An 18,434-nucleotide genomic window follows, 5' to 3' on the forward strand; every position below is an offset into this window, starting at 1 on the left:
CTCCCGCGATTCTCCTCGGGGTCAGACCATCGCGCTCATCGCCCCCAGAGGCTTCGAGCGCCTGACCTCTCGGCTGCAAGCGGGCGCAGCCTCCTCGATCCCCAGCCTTCCCATCCCCGGGATCCCGTACTCCCTCGCCACGCTCGCGGTGCAGCCCAGCGCCTGCGTCGCCCTCGCCAGCCGCTGCGCGCACGGAGGCAGTGACGTGTCCGAAGGCATCGGCAAGAGCGGCATGTTCAGCCACGCTGGTGCCACCTCGAACGACGCCTCCGCGCGCCACCGGAACCGCGCCTCCACCTCCGAGGCGCTGAGTCCGCCGCGCCCTTGCAGCAGCGCTCCCAGCTCCTCCACGGAAAGCTCCACCGCGTGCTCCGCCTTCACCAGTGCCCCGGTGGCGACGAGGCGCCCTCCCGCCTCCAGCAGCGCTCGCCGCGCGAGCCCGACGGCCCACTGGTCCGCGTACACCCCTCGCTCCAGCCGCAGCCGGCTCATCCCCCGCGCTTCACCCAGCAGCGCATCGAACTGTGCCCGGAACTCCGCTGGCACCCGCTCTCGCAGCGCCCGCTCCCGCCCCAGCCGCTCTCCGGCCGTCTCCGGGTTCCGGAGCGCCGAGAGCGCCTCCTGGATTGCTCGCACCAGCCGCCCTGGCTGCTCACCGCCCGTCGCCTCGCACACGTCGAAGCCCACCGACCGGAAGCGTGCCCCCTCCAGAAGGCGCCGCGCCGCCTCCCCCGCCTCGCCGGAAAGCGACGCGAGCCCCTCGAGGATCCGCCACGCCTTGCCGTCCTCGCCTTCGTCGTTCGACCCGCCCCCGTCGCTCCTGGCGCGCTCTTCACTTCCAGCACGCCTCGCTCTCCCAGCGTGTCCATCGCGCCCAGCGTGTCCAGCGTGTCCAGCGCGCCCATCGCGCCCAGCGCGCCCCTGGCTTCCAGCGTGCCCATCGCTTCCGATCCTCCCGGCGTTCATCCACGCCTGCGCTTCTGCGCACCCCTCGATGACCCTCACCAGCGCGTCCAGCTCCCCTGGGGCGACGGCCCCCATCCCCGGGGACCCTTCGCCGAGCGCCGCCAGCGCCTCTTCCGGGCTCGCCCCCGTCCACGCGCAGGCGTGCGCCAGGTAATCTCCCATTGGCAGACAGGCCGCCAGGTCATAGCGGTGGTGCATCTCGATCATGTCCTCGAGATGGGCCCGCGCCCAGGAGAGGTGCGTGATCAGCCCATCCGTATCGAGCGCCGCGGGATCCTCCGCCTGGAGCGCCTGGTTCCGCGCGATCGACAGCGGCCTGTCCACCCGGTCCCAGAGCGACAGCTCGGCCCGCCACCGCTTCGTCTCGAACGCCCGCCGGCACGTCTGCATCCGCGCCCGCAGCGACGGCTGCAGCCGCAGCATCAACCACAGGAACATCCCCGTCGGAGGCCAGCTCACCTCGGGCTGCATCCCGTGGAGCACGGGCCGGAAGTAAACGAAGCCGTTCACGGCGGCGAGCTGCACGTGGCTGAGCAGCATCCCGTAACGCGCCGTCCCGTCGGCGAGCCCCCTGGGGAGCGCCTTGGTCACGCTCTCCTGGATGAAACGGGTGAGTGGACGTGTGAAAACGACCCGCTCCAGCTCCCAGGGCCCCGCATGAGGCGCCTCGAAGGTCACGCGGTCGACGACAGGATGGTTCTTCATGATCGCGAGCGCCCCCCGGCGCGCTATGTCCCTCCGAGCCAGGAAGCGCTCGGGAGACCCGTCTCACCAATCGGGGTGCTTTCTTGTCACACCATTCGAAAAAGTCGACGGCACCCCGCGGCGGACTCTTGCAGATCGAATGCCGTGAGCGCCCTCGCGCGACCGGGCGAGAACCCCGCAGGCGACGCGCGACCTGGGAAGAAGGAGCGCGGTGTCGCGACCCCCCTCCGTCCTGGCCGCGAGGGGCTTCGACGTGCTCAATGACCCGGGCGCGCCACCCGCGCGCTAGCGGAGAACCGCGTCGATGGCGTCGAGCATGTGACCCCAGCCTTTCTCGATCGACGTCATGTGCGCTGCCCATTGCGCCGCCATCTCGGCGCTGAGCTTCACCTCGCACCCCGACGACCGCGGCGTGATCTCCACCGTCACCCGGTCCACGTCCGGCGAGTACCTGGGAATGGACCAGGTGAACACCAGCCGCGTGGGTCGCTCGATCTCCAGGTACTCGCCCGTGTGCTCGATCTCCTCCCCGTCGCGCACGTCCACGAACGAGAACGTCCCTCCGACCCGCGGATCGAGGGCGACCCGGCGCAGCTCCGTCGGCGTCCCGTCCGGCCGCGGCATCGCCATCCACAGCTTCACCTTCTCCGGGTCGAGCCAGGCGTCGAAGACCCGCTCCGCCGAGGCCGTGAACTGGTGGGTGACCTGGGCCGTGACCGTCGCATCCGTACTCATCGCATTCGTCCTTTCTTCTCCGGCGGTGCCGTCGCTGCCAGGTCCTCGGCCTGCAGCAATGCATCGAGGGCGTTCAGTCGGCGCGACCACTGCGCTTGCCGCTCGGCGATCCAGCGCGCCGCCTCGTCGAGCGGCGCCGGGTTGAAGGACAGGAAATGCTCCCGCCCCACCCGCCTCCGCCGCACCAGCTCGGCGCGCTCCAGCATGCGGATGTGCTTCGAGACCGAGTTGAGCGAGATGGCGAACGGCGCCGCCAGCTCCGTCACCCGCGCCTCCCCCCGCGAGAGCCGCTGCAAGATGGCCCGGCGGGTCGGGTCGGCCAGCGCGAGCAACGTCTGGTCCAGCGCTGGGTGCTGCTCTCCCGTCGTCATCATTCACCCTCTTGGGTGAATATTGATCGCCCCGAGGCGTCCTGTCAACGGAGCGGGACGTCACGGCCTCCGGCGGAAGCTGGAGGGGGACAGGGGCGGCTCAGCGCGCGAGGGCCACCCGGATGTCGTGCACCAGCGTGTCCGGTGGGCGGGTCGCGTCGACGACGATCGCGTCGCCGGGTTCCTCCAGGGCCTCGAACTGGCTTTCGAGGAGGCCGGGCGGCATGAAATGACCTTTCCGCTCGGTCACCCGCGCGCGGGCGACCTCGATCGGCACCCGCAAGAAGACGAGCCGCACCCGCACCTCGTCTCCGGCCAGCAGGTCGCGGTACGAGGCTTTCAATGCGGAGCAGGCGAGCACGGTGTCGCCGTCCTCGCGAAGCCATTGCTCGATCGACCGACGCAAGGTGGCGAGCCATGGCGCCCGGTCGTCGTCGTCGAGCGGAATGCCGTGCGCCATTTTATCGAGATTGGCCCGAGGGTGCAGATCGTCGGCGTCACAGAATCGTGCGCCGATGGCCTCGGCGAGCTTTTGGCCCACCGTGGTCTTGCCAGCACCCGAGACGCCGAGGACGAGGATCACCATCCCCCGAGGGTACACCACGACGGCGCGCGAGGCCGTTGCCGCGCCCTGGCACGCCGCCGTGGTCCCGAGTCCGCGCGCAGGTCAGCGCAGGGCAGGGGAGGCGACGATCAGGTGCTCGCCGTCGCCGCGATCTGCTTTCGCACGGCGGCGCGCTCCTTCTCCAGCGCGGCCGCGGCCCGCTCGATGTCGGCGAGCCGTGCGACGTGGGCCGCGTGCGTCTCGGCGACCTTCCGGGCCTCCGCTTCGGCCGCCTCCAGCTCGGCGAGCCGCGCCTCCGCGGCCTCGAGCTGCTCGCGCAGGGCCTCGATGTGCTCCTGCATCGACTCCACCGTCTCTTCTTCCTCCTCGTGGTCCTCGCGCTTGGGCCCGCGGTAGAAGAAGCGGTCGGCGAAGTCGGTCGGCAGGCCGATCCTCTCGTGCGGCAGCTTGGACAGTGCCCCGTGCGTCTCTTTTCTTGCCGCATTCAGCCGATCCACCCACTGGGAGCGATCGCCCGTGTCGCGGAAGATGCGGTTGGTCTGCCGTGCGGAATCCCGAGCGGTCACCGCGGCGTCGGCCTCCTGGATGAGCGCCGTCAGCTCTGGCGCCAGCGCTCGGAGCGACGGATGCTCGCTCTCCGTCAACGACTGGATCCAGCCTCGCATGGACGCGAGCTGCGCCCTGAGCACGGGTCGCTTGAACTCCGACAGCGTCTTCTTGCGGAAGAAGTGGAGGTAAAGCGAATGCTCGCGGTTGTCGTCGGTGAGGGTGAGCACCTCTTTCGAGAGGCGGCTGGCGAAGTCGTCGAGCTGGTCGTCGGCGATGTCGATCTGGGCCTGGGCCCCGACCTGCGCGTGGGCGATCTGAAGCTCCTGGGTGAGGATCTGGAGCCCTTCGGTGCGGATGGTTTCGAAGAGCGTGAGGTGAGGCGCGCCCAGCGCGTGGGCCTTGAGCCGCTCCAGGGTGTAACCAACATGGTTGAATAGACCGAGGAGCGCAGCGCGAGCAGTTAACGTTCTGGCAGCCATGGGAGACCTCCGGCATGAGCGATGCATCAGCGATGATGCGTCGCGGTTGTCGCGTTCGATTGGAATGAACGCGACACGATAGATAGCGACGAATCAATGGCGTGCAACACGAAATCGAATCGTGCGCTACTTTCTCGTGATGGTGGAATGACGGCCCCTCCTGCGACGATTGGCATCGAAGTTGCGCGTGGAGAGACTCACCGCGTCGTTATGGCAACGGCCTGTGGCCTCTCAATGACATGAAGGGTGGATCGCGCCGGGCTCCTGGTGAGCGGCCATCCCTGGATGCGCGACCGCGCTCCTTTCCGGAGGCGGGCTCTGACGCCGTGAACTGCGCGCATGGGAGGCCGACCGCAGCATGTCGACGTCGGGACCTGCGACCGCGCTGCCGACGAGGTCAGTTTCGGAGCGAGACCGCGTCCCTCGGTCGCCGACGGAGGCAGTTTCCGTGAAACCGGGAGCGCCGGCCGCCGACGGAGGCAGTTTCACGCCGGAACTGCCCCTGTCCGAGGGCGCCGACGTACCCAGTTTCGCTGCGGTACCCAGGTCGTCCTCCGCCGACGCACCCAGTTTCGCCGTGGAACTCGGGTCGTCGGCGCCGACGCACCCAGTTTCGCGCGGAGAGCGAGCGCGTCGCCCAAGCAAGGGGCGTGCTCGGCGTGAAACTCAGGGAGCCCGTCGTCTCCCATCAGGGTGCTGGCCGTGAACTGCCTCCGCCGGAGGATCACGACCGGGCAGTGTTCAGCGAAACCATGGCCGTCGGCGGGGGCCGGGGTGAGTTTCCATGGCGGGACGCTGCTGGAAGAAGGAGAGAGCAGGGGCGTGGCCCGCAGACCCGAGCTGAGCACAGGTCATGGGACGGGTTCGTGCGACATCTATGTGTAGGTAGGGAAATTTCGCACGTTCAGAACCCCACCCCTGGATGACCGAAGACACGGAGCGTCTCTTCCTTCTCCTCCCCCGCGCGCTGCCTCTGGGCACGCGGGGGCGCTCGGGCAACCGGGGCTCGTCGAGCTGTCCAGGGACGGGGGACATCGTTGCGGTCTGAGCGGCGTCGCGTCCCGCTCGTTTCTCCTTTCGGAACACAAAGCGCCCGCCTCCTGGCAACTGGGCCCCGCTCGCCGCCAATAGAGAGACAGAGAGGGACGCACGTCTCACCCCGGGTCCGGGTGAGCGCCTGCCACGCTGTTGGCAGGTCGCAGGGAGGCGTGTGCCCTCTTCCCAGGAGGCCCTGTGCCCTCGTTGATTCACGAAGCGCTGTTGATGCTGTTCAAGGATCATCCCTCGCTGGCCGCGGAGTTCTTGCGTGACGTCCTCGGCGCCCCGCTCCCTCGGTTCAGCGAGGTCCGCGTCGAGCCCGCCGATCTGACCGAAGTCGTCCCGGCGGCGCATTACGCGGACCTGGTCGTGTTGTTGCTGAAAAAACGCCCGGTGCTGGCGATCGTGGTCGAGGTGCAGCTCGGACGCGACCCGGAGAAGGCGTACTCGTGGCCGTCTTACGCGGTGGCGGTGCGGGCGCGGTACCGATGTCGGGTGTGCTTGCTGGTGGTGACGACCGATGAGGGGGTCGCCCGCTGGGCCGCGGAGCCGATCGAGCTCGGACCGCCGAACTTTGTGCTGAGGCCTTACGTGCTGGGGCCTCGCGCCGTGCCATTGATTACCGATCCAGCCGAGGCGCGCGCGCGGCCGGAAATCGCGGTTCTCTCCGCAATGGCGCACGGACGGAGCGAGGCCGGCCTGTCTGTTGCGTTGGCCGCGCTGGCTGCTGCTGCCGGGCTGGAGGAAGAGCGGCAAAAGCTCTATGTAGATGTGATCATGTCGTCGCTGAACGAAGCGGCGAAGCGAAGCCTGGAGGCAATGATGAAGAGTGGGTACGAGTTCGAAAGCGAGTTCGCGCGCCGCTACGTGGCCCAGGGGAGAAAGGAGGGCGCACAGTCGGGGGCCTTGAAGGCGAAGGCGGAGGCGGTGATCGCCGTTCTGGAAGCGCGTGAGCTGGAGGTGCCCGAAAGCGCGCGTGAGCACATCCTCACGGCCACGGACCTGAACGAGCTGGACTGCTGGATTCGCCGCGCGGCGGTGGTCCGCGAGGCGTCGGAGCTGTTCACGGTCTGACGGACAGGGCGGCCACCTTCATGGCCGGGCCGCGTGGAGGCGCTCGCAGCGTCTCCACGGGCCGCGTGAGTGACGCCTCCGTGCCTTCTCTTCACGGAGGTCGTCGCCCGCGAGGGGTCAAGCGACGGAGAGCGGGGAGCGGGCGAAGCGGTCGGGCTGGCCGCCGAGAACGCGCGGTGCGGTGCTGGCGACCTGCTCGTGCGGGACCCCGAGCGGGACGGCGCTGGGGGCGTCGAGGCGGGCGACCTGCTCTTCCGAGAGCTTGACGGTCGTCGCGCCGAGCGTGGCGTCGAGCTGGGCGCGCGTCCTCGGGCCAAGGATGGGGACCAGGCTGGTCGTGGAGCGCGCCGCCTTGTGGAGGAGCCAGGCGACGGCCACGTGGGTCGGCGTGGTGCCGAGCTCCTCGGCGACCCCGAGCACCGCGTCGAGGATGGCCGTCTCTCTCGCTGATTTCTCGGTGTGGACCAGCGCGCCGAGCCCTTGCAAGCGGCCCTTCTCCCCGGCGCGGTACTTCCCGGTCAGGAAGCCACCACCGAGCGGAGACCAGAGCGCGGCGCCCAGGCCCAGCGCTTCGGCCATCGGCAAGAGTTCCCGGTCCGGCGTCCGCTCGGCCAGGCTGTACTCGATCTGGATCCCCGCGATCGGCGCCCAGCCGCGCAGCTCCGCGAGCAGATCGGCGCGGGCCACGCGCCAGGCGGGGAAGTTGGAGAGGCCCGCGTGCAGGATCTTCCCCGAGCGCGTGAGGTCATCGAAGGCGCGCACGATCTCCTCGGTGGGGGTCACGCCGTCGGGCAGATGCGCCCAGTAGAGATCGATGTAGTCCGTCTTCAGGCGCCGGAGGCTCGCCTCGACCGAGCGGATCATGTTCTTGCGGCTGTTGCCGGTCGCATGGAACCCCGCATCCATGGCGACGCCCATCGTGTACTTGGTGGCGATGACGAAATCGTCCCGGTTCGGGGCGACGAACTCCCCGACCAGCTCCTCGGACTGGCCGACCTGGTAGGTGTCGGCCGTGTCGATGAAGCTGCCGCCCGCCTCGACGTAGCCGTCGAAGATCTTCCGTGCCTCGTCCCGCTCCGCGCCGTGGCCCCAGGCGGTGCCGAAGTTCCCGGTGCCGAGCGCAAGCTCGGAGACCCGCAAGCCCGTCTGCCGTCCGAACGTCCTGATTTTCATGGGATGACTCCTACAGTTCGTGGTGGCGTCGCCCGTCGCATTCAGACCCTCTCGAGGATGGTCGCGATGCCCTGGCCACCACCGATACACATGGTGATCAGGGCCGTCTGCTTGTCGCTGCGTTCCAGCTCGTCGAGCGCCGTGCCGAGCAGCATCGCGCCCGTCGCGCCGAGCGGGTGACCGAGCGCGATGGATCCACCGTTGACGTTCACCCGGTCGGGCGCGATCCCGAGCGCGCGGATCGTCTGGAGCACGACGGCCGCGAAGGCCTCGTTGATCTCCCAGAGGTCGATGTCGCTCGCCTTCATGCCGGCCATGCGGAGCGCCTTCTCGCTCGCCGGGGCGGGGGCGGTGAGCATGATCAGCGGCTCGCTCCCGACCGTGGCCATGGCGCGGATGCGGGCCCGCGGCTTGACCCCCTTCTCGCGCACGTACCGCTCCGAGGCGACGACCACCGCACCGGCACCGTCGACGATGCCGCTGGAGTTGCCGGCCGTGTGCACGTGCTGGATCGCCTTCGCCTGCGGGTAGGCGGCAAGCGCGATCTGGTCGAGCGTCTCGCCGTTCGGGCCGACGGCCATCTCCCCGAGGGCGATGAACGAGGCCTTGAGCGCGGCGAGCCCCTCGGCCGTGGTGTCGGGCCGCGGGAACTCGTCCGCCGCGAGCGCCACCGCGCCCGTGCGCGGGTCCTTCACCGGGAACAGCGCCTTCGCGAAGCGGCGCTCCTCGATGGCGCGCGTGGCGTTCTTCTGGCTGAGGAGCGCGAGCGCGTCGACCTCTTCGCGCGAGAGCCCCTCCAGCGAGGCGATCAGGTCGGCGCTGATGCCCTGGGGCACCTGGAAGACGCGGTCCCGGAGCTGCATGTTGCCGCCGTCCTGCCCGCCGCCATCGGCGCCCATGGGCACCCGCGACATGCTCTCCACGCCCCCGGCGACGGCGAGATCCATCGCGCCCGAGGCGACGGCCATGGCGGCGAAGTTCACGGCCTGGAGCCCCGAGCCGCAGAAACGGTTGAGCGACACGCCCGACACCTCTTGCGGCCACCCGGCGGCGAGGACGGCGTTCCGGGCGAGGTTCGCGCCTTGCTCCCCGACCTGGGAGACGCATCCCACCATGACGTCGTCGACGTCGCCGGCCTCGAAGCCGCCACGCTGGGCGAGCGCGTTCAGCACCTGCGCGAACAGCGCTTGCGGATGAATGCCCGAGAGCGCGCCTTTGCCTTGCTTCCCTCGCCCTCGCGGGGTCCGCATCGCGTCGATGATGTAGCTCGTGTTCACGACTGCCTCCTGGAGATGATGCTGGTCATATTATGCTCATCATGTGAGCTGTCAAGGCGACGAACTGGCGAGCTGGAGGCGGCGCGGGGCCATGCCGGCCTGTGGCGCGGAGGGAGCGGCCGAGGGCCGGAAGGATCGGTCGAGGTGGAGGGCGCTGGCTCTCGACCGACGGCGTGGTGATGAAGGGATGCGCTGGTGCAGAGAGCGCCGATCTCGCGGTGCGCGAGGGTGGGAGCGGTCCGTCGATGCGGAGCGCGCTGACCCCGCGCGGCGCGATCAGGGCTGGTACGTGACCGTGAGGGTATACGTGGCGCTGGTGTAGCCACGCACCATGACGTACGCGGGCGAGTTGCCGGCGGGGAACTGGAGGGCGCAGCTCTCGTTGGAGCCGTTCAGGTAAGGCCGGCACTGGTAGGTGCTCGTGGTGGGCTGGGCGCCGAAGCGGACGTAGAGATCGGCGTCGCCGGTGCCGGTGAGCGAGGCGGTGAACGAGGTGCCCGGCTGGCCTGCGAAGGGGCCGTGGTAGACGTTCTGGTTCTGGCCCACGGTGCCGGTGAAGGTCTGGGTGATGGGTCCGCTGGGCTCGGGGTCGGGGTTGGTCGAGCCCGTGGAGCCCTTGGCCAGCTCGGCGACGTATGCGGCGGCGAGCTTCGCGAACTTGAGGGCGTGGTTCGCGTTGCCGCCGCTCTGGGCGAGGGTGTCCGCGCTCGTGTGGATGTGGGGGTTGCCGTCGCTGACGCGGGACTCGAAGGGCAGCGAGACGACGAAGCCGCGGCTGTGCCACGAGGCGTGATCCGAGCAGCCGTAGCCGCAGGTGGTGTTGACCGTGGTGTAGTTCGTGTACCGGGTGATGAGATCGCGGAGGAACTGGTTCTGCGCGGCGTTCGTGTTGTCGGTGACGAGGGCGATGTCCTGGGCCGAGCCCTTGTAGTTGGTCATGTCGAGCTGGAGGACGCCGATGACGTTGATGCCCGCGGAAAGGTGCTGGGCGGCGATGTCGCCGGAGCCGCGGAGGCCGACCTCCTCGGCGGCGTAGCCGATGAACTTCACGGTGCGCGCGGGGCGGTAACCGCTCTGGAGGATCACGCGGGCGACCTCGGTCAAGGTGGCGATGCCCGAGGCGTCGTCGTCGGCGCCGGGGGCCGCGGCGGTGGGGGAGCTGGCGAAGGTGGTGGAGTCGAGGTGGGCCCCGAGGACGATGACCTCACCGGGCGTCTGGGCGCCCTCGATGGTGAGGATCACCGAAGGCTGCGGGTAGCCGCTGTGCTGACGCAGGGCGACGCTCGCGTCGGAGCGGCCCGCGGTGAAGCCCTGCCAGGTGTCCCGGAGCCAGGAGGCCGCGTTCACGCCCGACTGCGAGGTGTAATAGCGGGTGGTGTACGAGGAGAGGGTGCTGATGGTGCTGCGGATGCGCGGCTCTTCGACGGCCGCGAGCAGGGTGTTCACGGTCGCCGCGTTGTTGATGGTGTAGCTGACCAGAGCGCTCTGCGGGGTCTCTCGCCGGAGCGGCGCACGCAGGGCCCGGGTGGCCTGCGTGAAGGAGTCGTGGGCGACGTAGCCGCCGCAGCGGTGGAGCTCGTCGTGCATCACGCGGGTGATGGCGGGGATCTGCTCCTCGCTGACCCGGAGGACCGTGGCCTCGGCGTTGGTGTCGTAGGTCTCCAGCTCGCCGGTGATCTCGCCGCGCGCCATGGCCTCGTGGATCACCTCGATGGCGTCGGTGCCGATGGTGATCCAGGTGCCCCCGGCATCAGGACCAGCGGGGTCGTCGAGCACGGCCTCGTCGGCAGGGAGGTCCGGGGTGTCGCTGGTGTCGCTGGTGTCGCTGATGTCATTGGTGTCGCTGGTGGCGAGGGGAGCGCACGCGCCAAGGCAGGTGCCGAGCGCGATCACCGTGGCTAGATTTTTCAATGATTACCTCGGGTTGTTGGGAAGCCCCGGGACGCTACAGGGTGTGTGTGGAGGTCGGCAACGGCGACAGAGCGTGGGCGATGGCGACGTGGGATGGTCCCGTCATGGCGATGGAGCGCGGGCCGCGGCGACGCTGGGTGGTCTCGCGGGAGGGATCGCGTGGGCGCGCCGGGCGACAGGGCGCGCTGGCGGCATGCGCACGGGGGCGATGCGTTGGGGGATGAAAGTGCCGCTTGGGCCAGGGGGGAGGCGCCGCACCCTGGAAGGAGGGCGTCAGAGCTGAGCGACGGTCGAGGCGTGCAGTGCAGAGGCGGGGGCAGCGGGGACCGAAGGGCTTTCCTCGTGCGCTGCCGCGGCGCCGGCCTCGTGGACGATGCGCGACAGGGCGTGACGGTGCGGGGCGTAGCCGGTCTCGTCGGCGACGCCGAGGGCGATGACGGCGACGACGGTGCTGGGCTCGGGCAAGCCGAGGAGCGTCTTCACCTTCTCCGGGTCGAAGCCGCCCATGATCGAGGTGGCGTAGCCGAGGGACTGCGCGGCGAGGGAGAGGTAGCCGACGGCGATGAAGGTCTGGCCGTCGCCGAAGGCCTTGCGCTTCGTCTCGTCCAGGCTCCCGAAGTAGCCCGACGCGCGCTGGAAGGTGGCCTGGCGCGCTTCTCCCTGGACGCCGGGGTGGATCACGTCGTCGAGGTGGGCGAGGGCGTCCGTCATGTCGCTGTAGGCCACGATGACCACGGGGGCCGCCTCGACCTGGGCCTGGTCGAAGGCGGCGGCGCGCAGCTGGGTCTTGAGCTGGGTGTCGCGCACGAAGGCGAAGCGCCATGGCTGGATGTTGATCGACGACGGGGCGCGGCTCGTCAGCTCGAAGATGCGGGTGAGGTCGGCGTCGGAGACGGGGACGGGCTTGTACTTCCGGATGGAGCGGCGCGCCTCGATGGCCTCGGGCACGGTCAGGGGGGCGAGATCATGACTCCGGGAGAGGGTCTGCGTGTCGTGTTCGGTGCTCATGGGGATGCTCCTTCGGGGGTCTGGCCAAGGGCAGAAGCCGCGTGTGGGTTTCCCGCGCTTCACGGCGCGTCGCGCTGCACGTCCTCAGGTGTAGCGACCCGGGGTGCTTGTGACAATGCGTCGACAAGGGGAAGCATCTGCTACAAATTGATCCAGATGAACGACCCGGCAGAGACCTCGGAGATGCTCGCGTTCTGCAAGGCGGTGGCGTCGGAGTCGCTCTCGCGCGCCGCGGCGGAGCTGGGGGTCCCGCGGGCGACCGTGAGCCGCCGGCTGGCGCGGCTGGAGGAGCGGCTGGGCGTGCGGCTGCTGCGGCGGACGACGCGGTCCCTCACGCTCACCGAGGCCGGTGAGGCGTTCTACCGGCACGCGCGCATCGCCCTCGACGCGGTGGCGAGCGCCGAGGCGAGCGTGCGCCGGGTCGACGACGTGATCCGGGGGGCGCTGCGGGTGTCTCTGCCCTTCATCGACGACGCGAGCTTCGACGCGATGATCTGCGACTTCAAGGAGCGCCACCCGGAGGTGCGCCTTCACCTGGAGACCACGACGCGCATCATCGATCTCCATCGCGATGGGTACGACGTGGCGATCCGCGCCTCGGGCGCGCTGGAGCCGGGGCTCGTGGCGCGAGGGCTCGTGCGGTTCCAGGGCCTCGCGGTGGCCTCTCCGGCCTACCTCGCGGCGCACGGGACGCCGCGCACCGCCCGGGATCTGCGCCGTCACCGCTGCTTGCTGGGGTTCGTGCGGGGCGAGCTGCCGCAGATGTACTGGCCGCTGCGCGGGGGCGGCAAGGTGCAGGTGGAGGGCACGTTCAGCGCGAACGATGTGGAGCTGCTCTGTCACGCGGCGATCCGGGGTCTGGGCATCGCCTTCTTGCCGCAGTCGGTCGCGAGCGAGGCGCTCGCTGCGGGCGCGCTGGTCCAGGTGCTGGCCGGCGTGGTCGGGAACGACATGCAGGTCGCCGTGGTCTACCCGGAGCGCGAGTTCGTGCCGCCGCAGGTGCGGGCCTTCGTGGACGCGGTGATCGCCTGGGCCCCCAGCAGCCTCATGGCGAGAACCCCGCGAGGGAGCGCACTGGCATCGAGGGGACGCGAAGCACAGGCCGCCCCGCAGCGCATCGAGCCCGGTGCGCCGGTCCGGCGCGGCGCTGCGAAGGAGGCCGCAGGCACCACGCCTGCTGCGCCAGTCCGGCGTGGTGCGGCGAAGAGAGCTGCGTCAGCGCCGGAAGCCGAGGACGGCCAGCTCGTGCGACGGGGAGGCCGCCGTGTCCGCAGGTGAATGCACAGCTCCGTGCACGATTCAATGCGTTCGCGTTCCGGCGCTCTTGAAATCACCTGACATGTCGCCTGAATTTCCTCGTTGGCTGGACGAGGAACGTCCAGGGGCTCCGCGGGACGTCACCGAGACCGGTGGTGACACTGGAATGGCTTGGGCTCGGTAGGCCTTGTTTTTGCTGGTTGTGCTCCCACTGTTTCTCGTCGTCCGTCCATTCGTCGTGCGCGTGGGACGCTGGTCATGAATCCCCGTAAGGGCTTACCATGGGGCAATGAAGTATTCCCCTGTCCGTCTCAATGCGGAGGCTCCCTGCGAGCATCCGGTGCTCGCTGGTGCGCGTGCCATTGCCCAGCGGGTCGCTGCCCGCTCCGAGGCGATTGCGGCCGCCCGGCGTCTCCCGTCGGATCTCGTCGGCGAGCTGGTCGAGGCAGGGGTCTTCCGCATGCTGGTGCCCGAGGTGTACGGGGGCCTCGAGCTGCATCCGCTGGTGGTCGTCGAGGTCCTGGAGGCGCTCGCGCGTGCCGAGTCGTCGACCGGGTGGTGCGCGATGAGCGGTGCTGTCATGGCGCTCTCGTCGGCGTGGTTGCCCGAGGCGACGGCCGCGGCGATCCACCGGGATCGGGGGGTGATCTACGGCGGGATGACCGTCCCGCTCGGGCGCGCGGAGCTGCACGGGGGGAGCCACACACTCTCGGGGCGCTGGCCGTGGGTGAGCGGGGGCGAGCACTGCCCGTGGTTCGTCGTGGGGGCGGTGGTGACCTCCGCGGGGCAACCTCGGATGCTGCGCTCCGGCGCGCCCGAGACGCGGCTGTTCGTGGTGCCGCGGCGGGACGTGGTGCTGCATGACACGTGGGACGCCGCGGGGCTGCGCGGGACCGGGAGCTGCGATCTGGAGATCACCAACGTGCGGGTGCCCGCGGAGCGGAGCTTCTCGCTGCTGGACCGGCCCCGGGTGGACCGCCCGCTCTACGGGATGCCAGCGTTCGGGCTGCTGTCTCTGGGTCTGCCGGCCGTGGCGCTCGGCATCGCGCGCCGGGGGGTCGAGGTGATGAAGGAGACGCCGCTCGCGTGGCCGCTCTCGGGGGACGCGCAAGCGCCGCCGTTCCGAGCTTCCAGGATGGCGGTGCGGGCCGCGGTGACCGAGGGCGAGGCGTCGCTCCGGTCGGCGCGGGCGCTCTTGTTGAAGGCGGTGAGTGGGTGCTTCGAGGGGGCGCAGCGGCGGGAGGTGTCGCTGCGCCAGCGGGCCGATCTGAGGCTCGCTTACCAGCACGCGACGCGGAGCGCGGTGCGGAGCGTGGAGCGGCTCTGGGAGGTGGCCGGAGGGCCAGAGGTGCCCGAAGCGCACCCGCTGTCGCGCTGCTTGAATGACCTGTGGGTGGCGGCGCAGCACGTCGCGGGTGACGGGCCGAGCGCCGCGCCGCTGGGGAGCACGCTGCTCGGGGTGGAGTCGCAGATCGCGTTCTTCTGATCGACGCGGCGAAGGTGGATGAGGGCTCAGGCGCGCATGCCGTCGAACGCCACGACGAGGTGGCTCGGGCCTCGGAGGGCCGGGTTGAAGCGGTACGGGGGGGGATCGGCGGTGAGCTCTGGGTTGTCGAGCCGGCGGAGCAGCTCGTTCAGCGCGATCTGGGCCTCCACGCGGGCGAGCGGGGCGCCGAAGCAGTAGTGGACGCCGGTGCCGAAGCTCAGGTGCTGGTTGTCCTCGCGCTCCAGGAGGAACTGGTCCGGCTCGGAGAAGCGGAGCGGATCGCGGTTGGCGGCGGCCAGCACCAGGTTCACCGAGGCGCCCTTGGGGATGGTGGTGCCGGCGATGGAGATGTCGGTGAGGGTGGTGCGCTCGCGGTACTGGACGGGGGGCTCGTAGCGCAAGAACTCCTCGATGGCGCCGGGCATCAGGGTGGGGTCGTCGCGGAGGCGCGCGAGCTGGTCGGGGTGGCGGAGGAGGGTGAGGGTGGCGTTGGAGATGAGGTTGACGGTGGTCTCGTGGCCCGCGATGAGCATCAGGATGGCGATGCTGAGAAACTCGCCGTCGGTGATGTGCTCTCGGGCCTCGGGGTCGTTCACGAACGCGGAGAGCATGCTGTCGTTCGGGGTGCGACGGTGCCCCTGCAGCAGGTTGGTCATGTAGGTGCGGATGCCCACGGCCGCGCTGCCGATGCGTTCCAGGAAGGCGGGGTCGTTCTGGAGGGCCGGGTCCGGATCGAGGGAGCTGGTGAGCACCTCCGACCACTCCCGGAAGAGCGGCTCGTCGTCGAGGGGGACGCCGAGGAGGTCGCAGATCACCATCACGGGCAGGGGATAGGAGAGGTCCTGCACCACGTCGAGCTGCCGGGCGTCGCGGTGGGCGTCGAGGAGCCGGTCGACGATCTGGCCGATGCGCGCGCCCATGCCGGAGACGCGACCCGCCGAGCGCGGTGGGCCGAAGTGCTTCATGGTGAGGCGGCGCATGGCGCCATGCTTCGGCTCGTCGAGCTGGATGAACGACGGCTGGTCCCTGGGCATCCGGGGATCCGTGTAGATGGGGGGAAGGTCGCTGCGCTTCATGGGATCGGCGCTGACCCGCGGGTCGTAGAGCAAGGCGGAGACCTCGCGGTAGGTGCTGACGACATAGCTGCCGTCGTCCTGGAGCCAGACCGGCTTCTGCCGGAGCTCGGCATAGAGGGGGTAGGGATCGGCGCGGTGGGCCGGCCTGGTGGCTTGCTGGAACAGGTCGTTTCGAGGCATGGGGCGCTCCTTTCGTCGGCGGCTCGGGCAGGGCTCGGGGGTCGGGTCGTCGCGGGCTCAGGCTGGGGTCGGGGGAGGTCTGTCGGCGTCGCTCGCGGTGGGGCGAGCGGCAGGAGGCTGGACGGGTTCTTCGCCGACGGCGGCGCGTTCGGCGGGTGTGCGGGGCGGGGTGGCGAGGGTGGGGCCAGGCTGAGGGATGGGTGAGAACCCGGCCGGCACGGCCATGGCGTCATGAGGCTCGTCGGAGGCGCCCAGCGCCACGGGGAGCGGGGCGGAGGCCTCGATCATGGCCTGGTAGACGGGCAGCATGCGGGCCTGGTCGAAGGTGACGGCGGCGATGATGCGGCCTCGCTGGCCGTAGGCGGCGACGAAGCTGTGCGCTTCGGTGGAGCCCTGGGTGATGATCACCGCGTCGGCGAGGGGTGGGACGCCCGTCGACTTGATGTTGATGCCGAACTGGTGGGACCAGAAGGTGGGCAAGAGGGTGTGGGCGCGGAGCGGTGTGCTGGTGCCTCTCGCCTGCGCAGCGTTGTGCGCGGCCGTCCTGGCCTGCTCGACGGCGTTGCTCCAGTGCTCGACCGCGAGCAGCTCGTCCGGGTAGAGGGGGTGAGGCCAGCGGGCGACGTCGCCAGCGGCGAAGACGTTCTCCTGCGCGGCGCCGCGCTCGTCGAGGGCGCGGCAGTGGGCGTCACAGACCACGCCGCGCGCGTCGGCGGCGAGGCCCGAGCCCGTGAGCCACTCGGTGTTGCGGAGCGGGCCGATGGCGATGAGCGCGAGGTCGACGTCGAGCACCTCGCCGTCGGAGAGGTGGGCGCGCTGGAGGCGGCCCTGGGCGTCGCCCTCCAGGGCGGTGACGGTGACGCCGCACCGGAGGTCGACGCCATGCTTCCGCTGGACCGTGGCGGCGATGGCGCCGATGACGTCCCCGAGGGCGTTCGCGAGCGGGGCGGGGCCGCGTTCGACGACGGTGACCTGGAGGTCGAGCCGTCGGCAGACCGAGGCGACCTCGGAGCCGATGAAGCCGCCACCGAGGATGAGCACGCGGCGCGGGCGCGCGTCGAGGCGCGCGCGCAGGCGGCTGGCGTCGTCGCGGGATCGGAGGACGAAGACGCCGTCGAGCGCTGCTTGCTCGGGGTGCGGGAAGGGCCTGGCGCGGGCGCCGGTGGCAATGATCAAGCGGTCGAAGCCGACACGCTGGCCATCCGCGAGGTGCACGTGCTGGTCGGCGAGGGAGAGGCCCGTGGCGCGCACGCCGAGCCGCCACTGGGCGTCGAGCTCGTGGAAGCGCGCGAGGGCGGTGTGCTCCACGGGCATGCTCCCAGCGAGGACCTGCTTGGAGAGCGGAGGGCGATCGTAGGGCTGGTGCGGTTCGTCGCCGAGGAGGGTGAGTTGGCCTGTGAACCCGGCCCGACGGAGGGCTTCGGCTGCGCGCAGCCCGGCGAGGGAGGCGCCGACGATGACCACCCGATCGCGGGTGGCGCCGGGTTTCGTGGCATCCGCGAGCGTCATGTCGTGGGCTCCTCGACGGCGGGGGCCTCCTCGGCCCAGCCGATTTTGATGGCCTGCACGGGACAAGCTCGTGCTGCCATTACGACCTCATCCCGCAATGCATCGTCTGGCGACGGGTCGTATTCGAGCACCTCTTCACCGCGCAACGTGAACGTTGTGGGTGACGCGAAGACGCACTGCGCATAGACCTCACATCGGCTCAGGTCGACGACCACTTTCATCCGACGTCTTCGCGCCGGATCAGGGGCATTTTGCATCGATTCCTCCTCGGGACGGGCGAAGTGGGCAGAGGCCCAACGATGGGCCTGCCGTGTTGCTCGGCCCGCGTGGCGTCCATTAGAGTGCCCACGATGCGGCGCAGGGCAATCGACAGCAAGGGGGGACGTGTCGCGTTCGCGACAGACGGGGGGCGATTGTCGTCGAAGGGAGACCGGCTGGATCCTCGCTCCAGGCGCACGCGAGGGCTCTTGCGCGACGCTCTGTTGAGTCTGCTCCGGGAGAAGCGCTTCGACTCCATCACGGTGCACGACATCAGCGAGCGGGCCGAGGTCAATCGCGTCACGTTCTATCTGCACTACCGGAGCAAGGACGATCTCCTCACGCAGACGATGAACGACGCGCTGGACGAGCTGGGCGAGCGCCACAAGGCGAGCTGCTCCCCCAGCGCGGCGCAGGCCGTGACCACGCCCGAGGCGCTCGCGGAGGAGACGCAGCGCATCTTCGCGCTGTGGTTCAAGCACGCCGCCGAGCACGTGGAGCTGTACCGGCTGGTGCTCGACGTCGGGGGGACCAACCCCTGTGCGCTCCAGGTGCGTCGGCACCTGGAGCAGCTCCTCACGACGCGCAGGGAGGAGGGGGTGGCCAGCGACAGGAGCGACGTCCCCGCAGGGCTCCAGAGTCGATTCCTCGCGGCGGCGTTCTTCGGGGTGATCGGGTGGTGGATCGAGGTGGGGATGAGCCCGCCCGCGGAGCAGATGGCGGTGTGGCTCTGGAAGCTCCTGGTGCCGCCTCCGCCGGAGGTCGACGTGCCCGTTCCTCGTTCCATGCGAAAAGGAGCGGCGGGATGGAGGTAGGA

The 18,434-nt window shown here is 70.1% G+C and carries 16 protein-coding genes; 4 read left to right on the top strand and 12 right to left on the bottom strand.

The features are described from left to right. Positions 1–21: 21 nt before the first annotated feature. The 5 genes from CMC5_RS17765 to CMC5_RS17785 form a co-directional block, all read right to left on the bottom strand. Entirely contained in the window at positions 22–1,671 is a 1,650-nt protein-coding gene (locus tag CMC5_RS17765) for a PEP-utilizing enzyme (protein WP_050431544.1), read from the bottom strand. A gap of 285 nt (positions 1,672–1,956) precedes the next feature. Continuing rightward, positions 1,957–2,406, bottom strand: coding sequence for an SRPBCC family protein (locus CMC5_RS17770; protein WP_050431545.1), 450 nt, complete (start codon positions 2,404–2,406; stop codon positions 1,957–1,959). Next, positions 2,403–2,780, bottom strand: a complete 378-nt coding sequence (locus CMC5_RS17775) for an ArsR/SmtB family transcription factor (protein WP_281180873.1) — start codon at positions 2,778–2,780, stop codon at positions 2,403–2,405. Before CMC5_RS17775 ends, CMC5_RS17770 begins: the two co-directional genes overlap by 4 nt. A gap of 97 nt (positions 2,781–2,877) precedes the next feature. After that, positions 2,878–3,363, bottom strand: a complete 486-nt coding sequence (locus CMC5_RS17780; RefSeq protein WP_050431546.1) for a gluconokinase — start codon at positions 3,361–3,363, stop codon at positions 2,878–2,880. 107 nt (positions 3,364–3,470) lie between these two features. Next, positions 3,471–4,370, bottom strand: coding sequence for a hypothetical protein (locus CMC5_RS17785; protein WP_050431547.1), 900 nt, complete (start codon positions 4,368–4,370; stop codon positions 3,471–3,473). A 1,233-nt stretch (positions 4,371–5,603) separates the two neighbouring features. Between CMC5_RS17785 and CMC5_RS17790 the strand changes: the two genes are divergently transcribed. Further along, a complete protein-coding gene (locus tag CMC5_RS17790) occupies positions 5,604–6,482 on the top strand; it encodes a hypothetical protein (protein WP_245678495.1) in 879 nt (292 codons plus the stop codon). A 117-nt stretch (positions 6,483–6,599) separates the two neighbouring features. Here the strand turns inward: CMC5_RS17790 and CMC5_RS17795 are convergent, their stop codons facing one another. From CMC5_RS17795 to CMC5_RS17815, 4 genes are all read right to left on the bottom strand, one after another. Then, positions 6,600–7,655, bottom strand: a complete 1,056-nt coding sequence (locus CMC5_RS17795; protein ID WP_050431548.1) for an aldo/keto reductase — start codon at positions 7,653–7,655, stop codon at positions 6,600–6,602. A 41-nt stretch (positions 7,656–7,696) separates the two neighbouring features. Further along, on the bottom strand, positions 7,697–8,932 hold the full coding sequence (locus CMC5_RS17800) for an acetyl-CoA C-acetyltransferase (RefSeq protein WP_082362571.1): 1,236 nt from the start codon (positions 8,930–8,932) through the stop codon (positions 7,697–7,699). 276 nt (positions 8,933–9,208) lie between these two features. Then, positions 9,209–10,843: a M20/M25/M40 family metallo-hydrolase gene (locus tag CMC5_RS17810; protein ID WP_245678496.1), complete on the bottom strand. Its 1,635-nt coding sequence runs from the start codon at positions 10,841–10,843 to the stop codon at positions 9,209–9,211. A 273-nt stretch (positions 10,844–11,116) separates the two neighbouring features. Next, positions 11,117–11,851 carry a nitroreductase family protein gene (locus CMC5_RS17815; protein WP_063796299.1) on the bottom strand — a complete coding sequence of 245 codons (735 nt, stop codon included), beginning with the start codon at positions 11,849–11,851 and terminating at the stop codon, positions 11,117–11,119. Between the two features lie 156 nt (positions 11,852–12,007). Between CMC5_RS17815 and CMC5_RS17820 the strand changes: the two genes are divergently transcribed. Together CMC5_RS17820 and CMC5_RS17825 are read left to right on the top strand one after the other, a co-directional pair. Then, complete coding sequence (locus CMC5_RS17820) at positions 12,008–13,129, top strand: LysR family transcriptional regulator (protein WP_063796300.1); 1,122 nt, start codon at positions 12,008–12,010, stop codon at positions 13,127–13,129. A gap of 268 nt (positions 13,130–13,397) precedes the next feature. Next, complete coding sequence (locus CMC5_RS17825; protein WP_050431551.1) at positions 13,398–14,594, top strand: acyl-CoA dehydrogenase family protein; 1,197 nt, start codon at positions 13,398–13,400, stop codon at positions 14,592–14,594. 26 nt (positions 14,595–14,620) lie between these two features. On the opposite strand, the gene CMC5_RS17830 is transcribed toward CMC5_RS17825, so the two are convergent. From CMC5_RS17830 to CMC5_RS17840, 3 genes are read right to left on the bottom strand one after another with little or no spacing between them, the layout of a single operon-like run. Further along, positions 14,621–15,850 (bottom strand): cytochrome P450, encoded by a 1,230-nt coding sequence (locus tag CMC5_RS17830; RefSeq protein WP_050431552.1) that lies wholly within the window; start codon positions 15,848–15,850, stop codon positions 14,621–14,623. Between the two features lie 57 nt (positions 15,851–15,907). Continuing rightward, positions 15,908–17,359 carry an NAD(P)/FAD-dependent oxidoreductase gene (locus tag CMC5_RS17835; protein WP_050431553.1) on the bottom strand — a complete coding sequence of 484 codons (1,452 nt, stop codon included), beginning with the start codon at positions 17,357–17,359 and terminating at the stop codon, positions 15,908–15,910. After that, positions 17,356–17,580 (bottom strand): ferredoxin, encoded by a 225-nt coding sequence (locus CMC5_RS17840; RefSeq protein ID WP_050431554.1) that lies wholly within the window; start codon positions 17,578–17,580, stop codon positions 17,356–17,358. Before CMC5_RS17840 ends, CMC5_RS17835 begins: the two co-directional genes overlap by 4 nt. Before the next feature lie 261 nt (positions 17,581–17,841). Here CMC5_RS17840 and CMC5_RS17845 point away from each other — a divergent pair, with 261 nt between their 5' ends. Continuing rightward, a complete protein-coding gene (locus tag CMC5_RS17845; protein ID WP_218920281.1) occupies positions 17,842–18,432 on the top strand; it encodes a TetR/AcrR family transcriptional regulator in 591 nt (196 codons plus the stop codon). Positions 18,433–18,434 lie beyond the last annotated feature (2 nt).

It is taken from the genome of Chondromyces crocatus (genome assembly GCF_001189295.1).
GTDB lineage: Bacteria > Myxococcota_A > Polyangia > Polyangiales > Polyangiaceae > Chondromyces > Chondromyces crocatus.

Coding starts and splice junctions, on each gene's coding strand:
- CMC5_RS17825 (WP_050431551.1), top strand. CDS start 13,398: ATGAAGTATTCCCCTGTCCGTCTCAATGCGGAGGCTCCCTGCGAGCAT.
- CMC5_RS17820 (WP_063796300.1), top strand. CDS start 12,008: ATGAACGACCCGGCAGAGACCTCGGAGATGCTCGCGTTCTGCAAGGCG.
- CMC5_RS17815 (WP_063796299.1), bottom strand. CDS start 11,851: ATGAGCACCGAACACGACACGCAGACCCTCTCCCGGAGTCATGATCTC.
- CMC5_RS17770 (WP_050431545.1), bottom strand. CDS start 2,406: ATGAGTACGGATGCGACGGTCACGGCCCAGGTCACCCACCAGTTCACG.
- CMC5_RS17830 (WP_050431552.1), bottom strand. CDS start 15,850: ATGCCTCGAAACGACCTGTTCCAGCAAGCCACCAGGCCGGCCCACCGC.
- CMC5_RS17785 (WP_050431547.1), bottom strand. CDS start 4,370: ATGGCTGCCAGAACGTTAACTGCTCGCGCTGCGCTCCTCGGTCTATTC.
- CMC5_RS17840 (WP_050431554.1), bottom strand. CDS start 17,580: ATGAAAGTGGTCGTCGACCTGAGCCGATGTGAGGTCTATGCGCAGTGC.
- CMC5_RS17780 (WP_050431546.1), bottom strand. CDS start 3,363: ATGGTGATCCTCGTCCTCGGCGTCTCGGGTGCTGGCAAGACCACGGTG.
- CMC5_RS17795 (WP_050431548.1), bottom strand. CDS start 7,655: ATGAAAATCAGGACGTTCGGACGGCAGACGGGCTTGCGGGTCTCCGAG.
- CMC5_RS17835 (WP_050431553.1), bottom strand. CDS start 17,359: ATGACGCTCGCGGATGCCACGAAACCCGGCGCCACCCGCGATCGGGTG.
- CMC5_RS17775 (WP_281180873.1), bottom strand. CDS start 2,780: ATGATGACGACGGGAGAGCAGCACCCAGCGCTGGACCAGACGTTGCTC.
- CMC5_RS17765 (WP_050431544.1), bottom strand. CDS start 1,671: ATGAAGAACCATCCTGTCGTCGACCGCGTGACCTTCGAGGCGCCTCAT.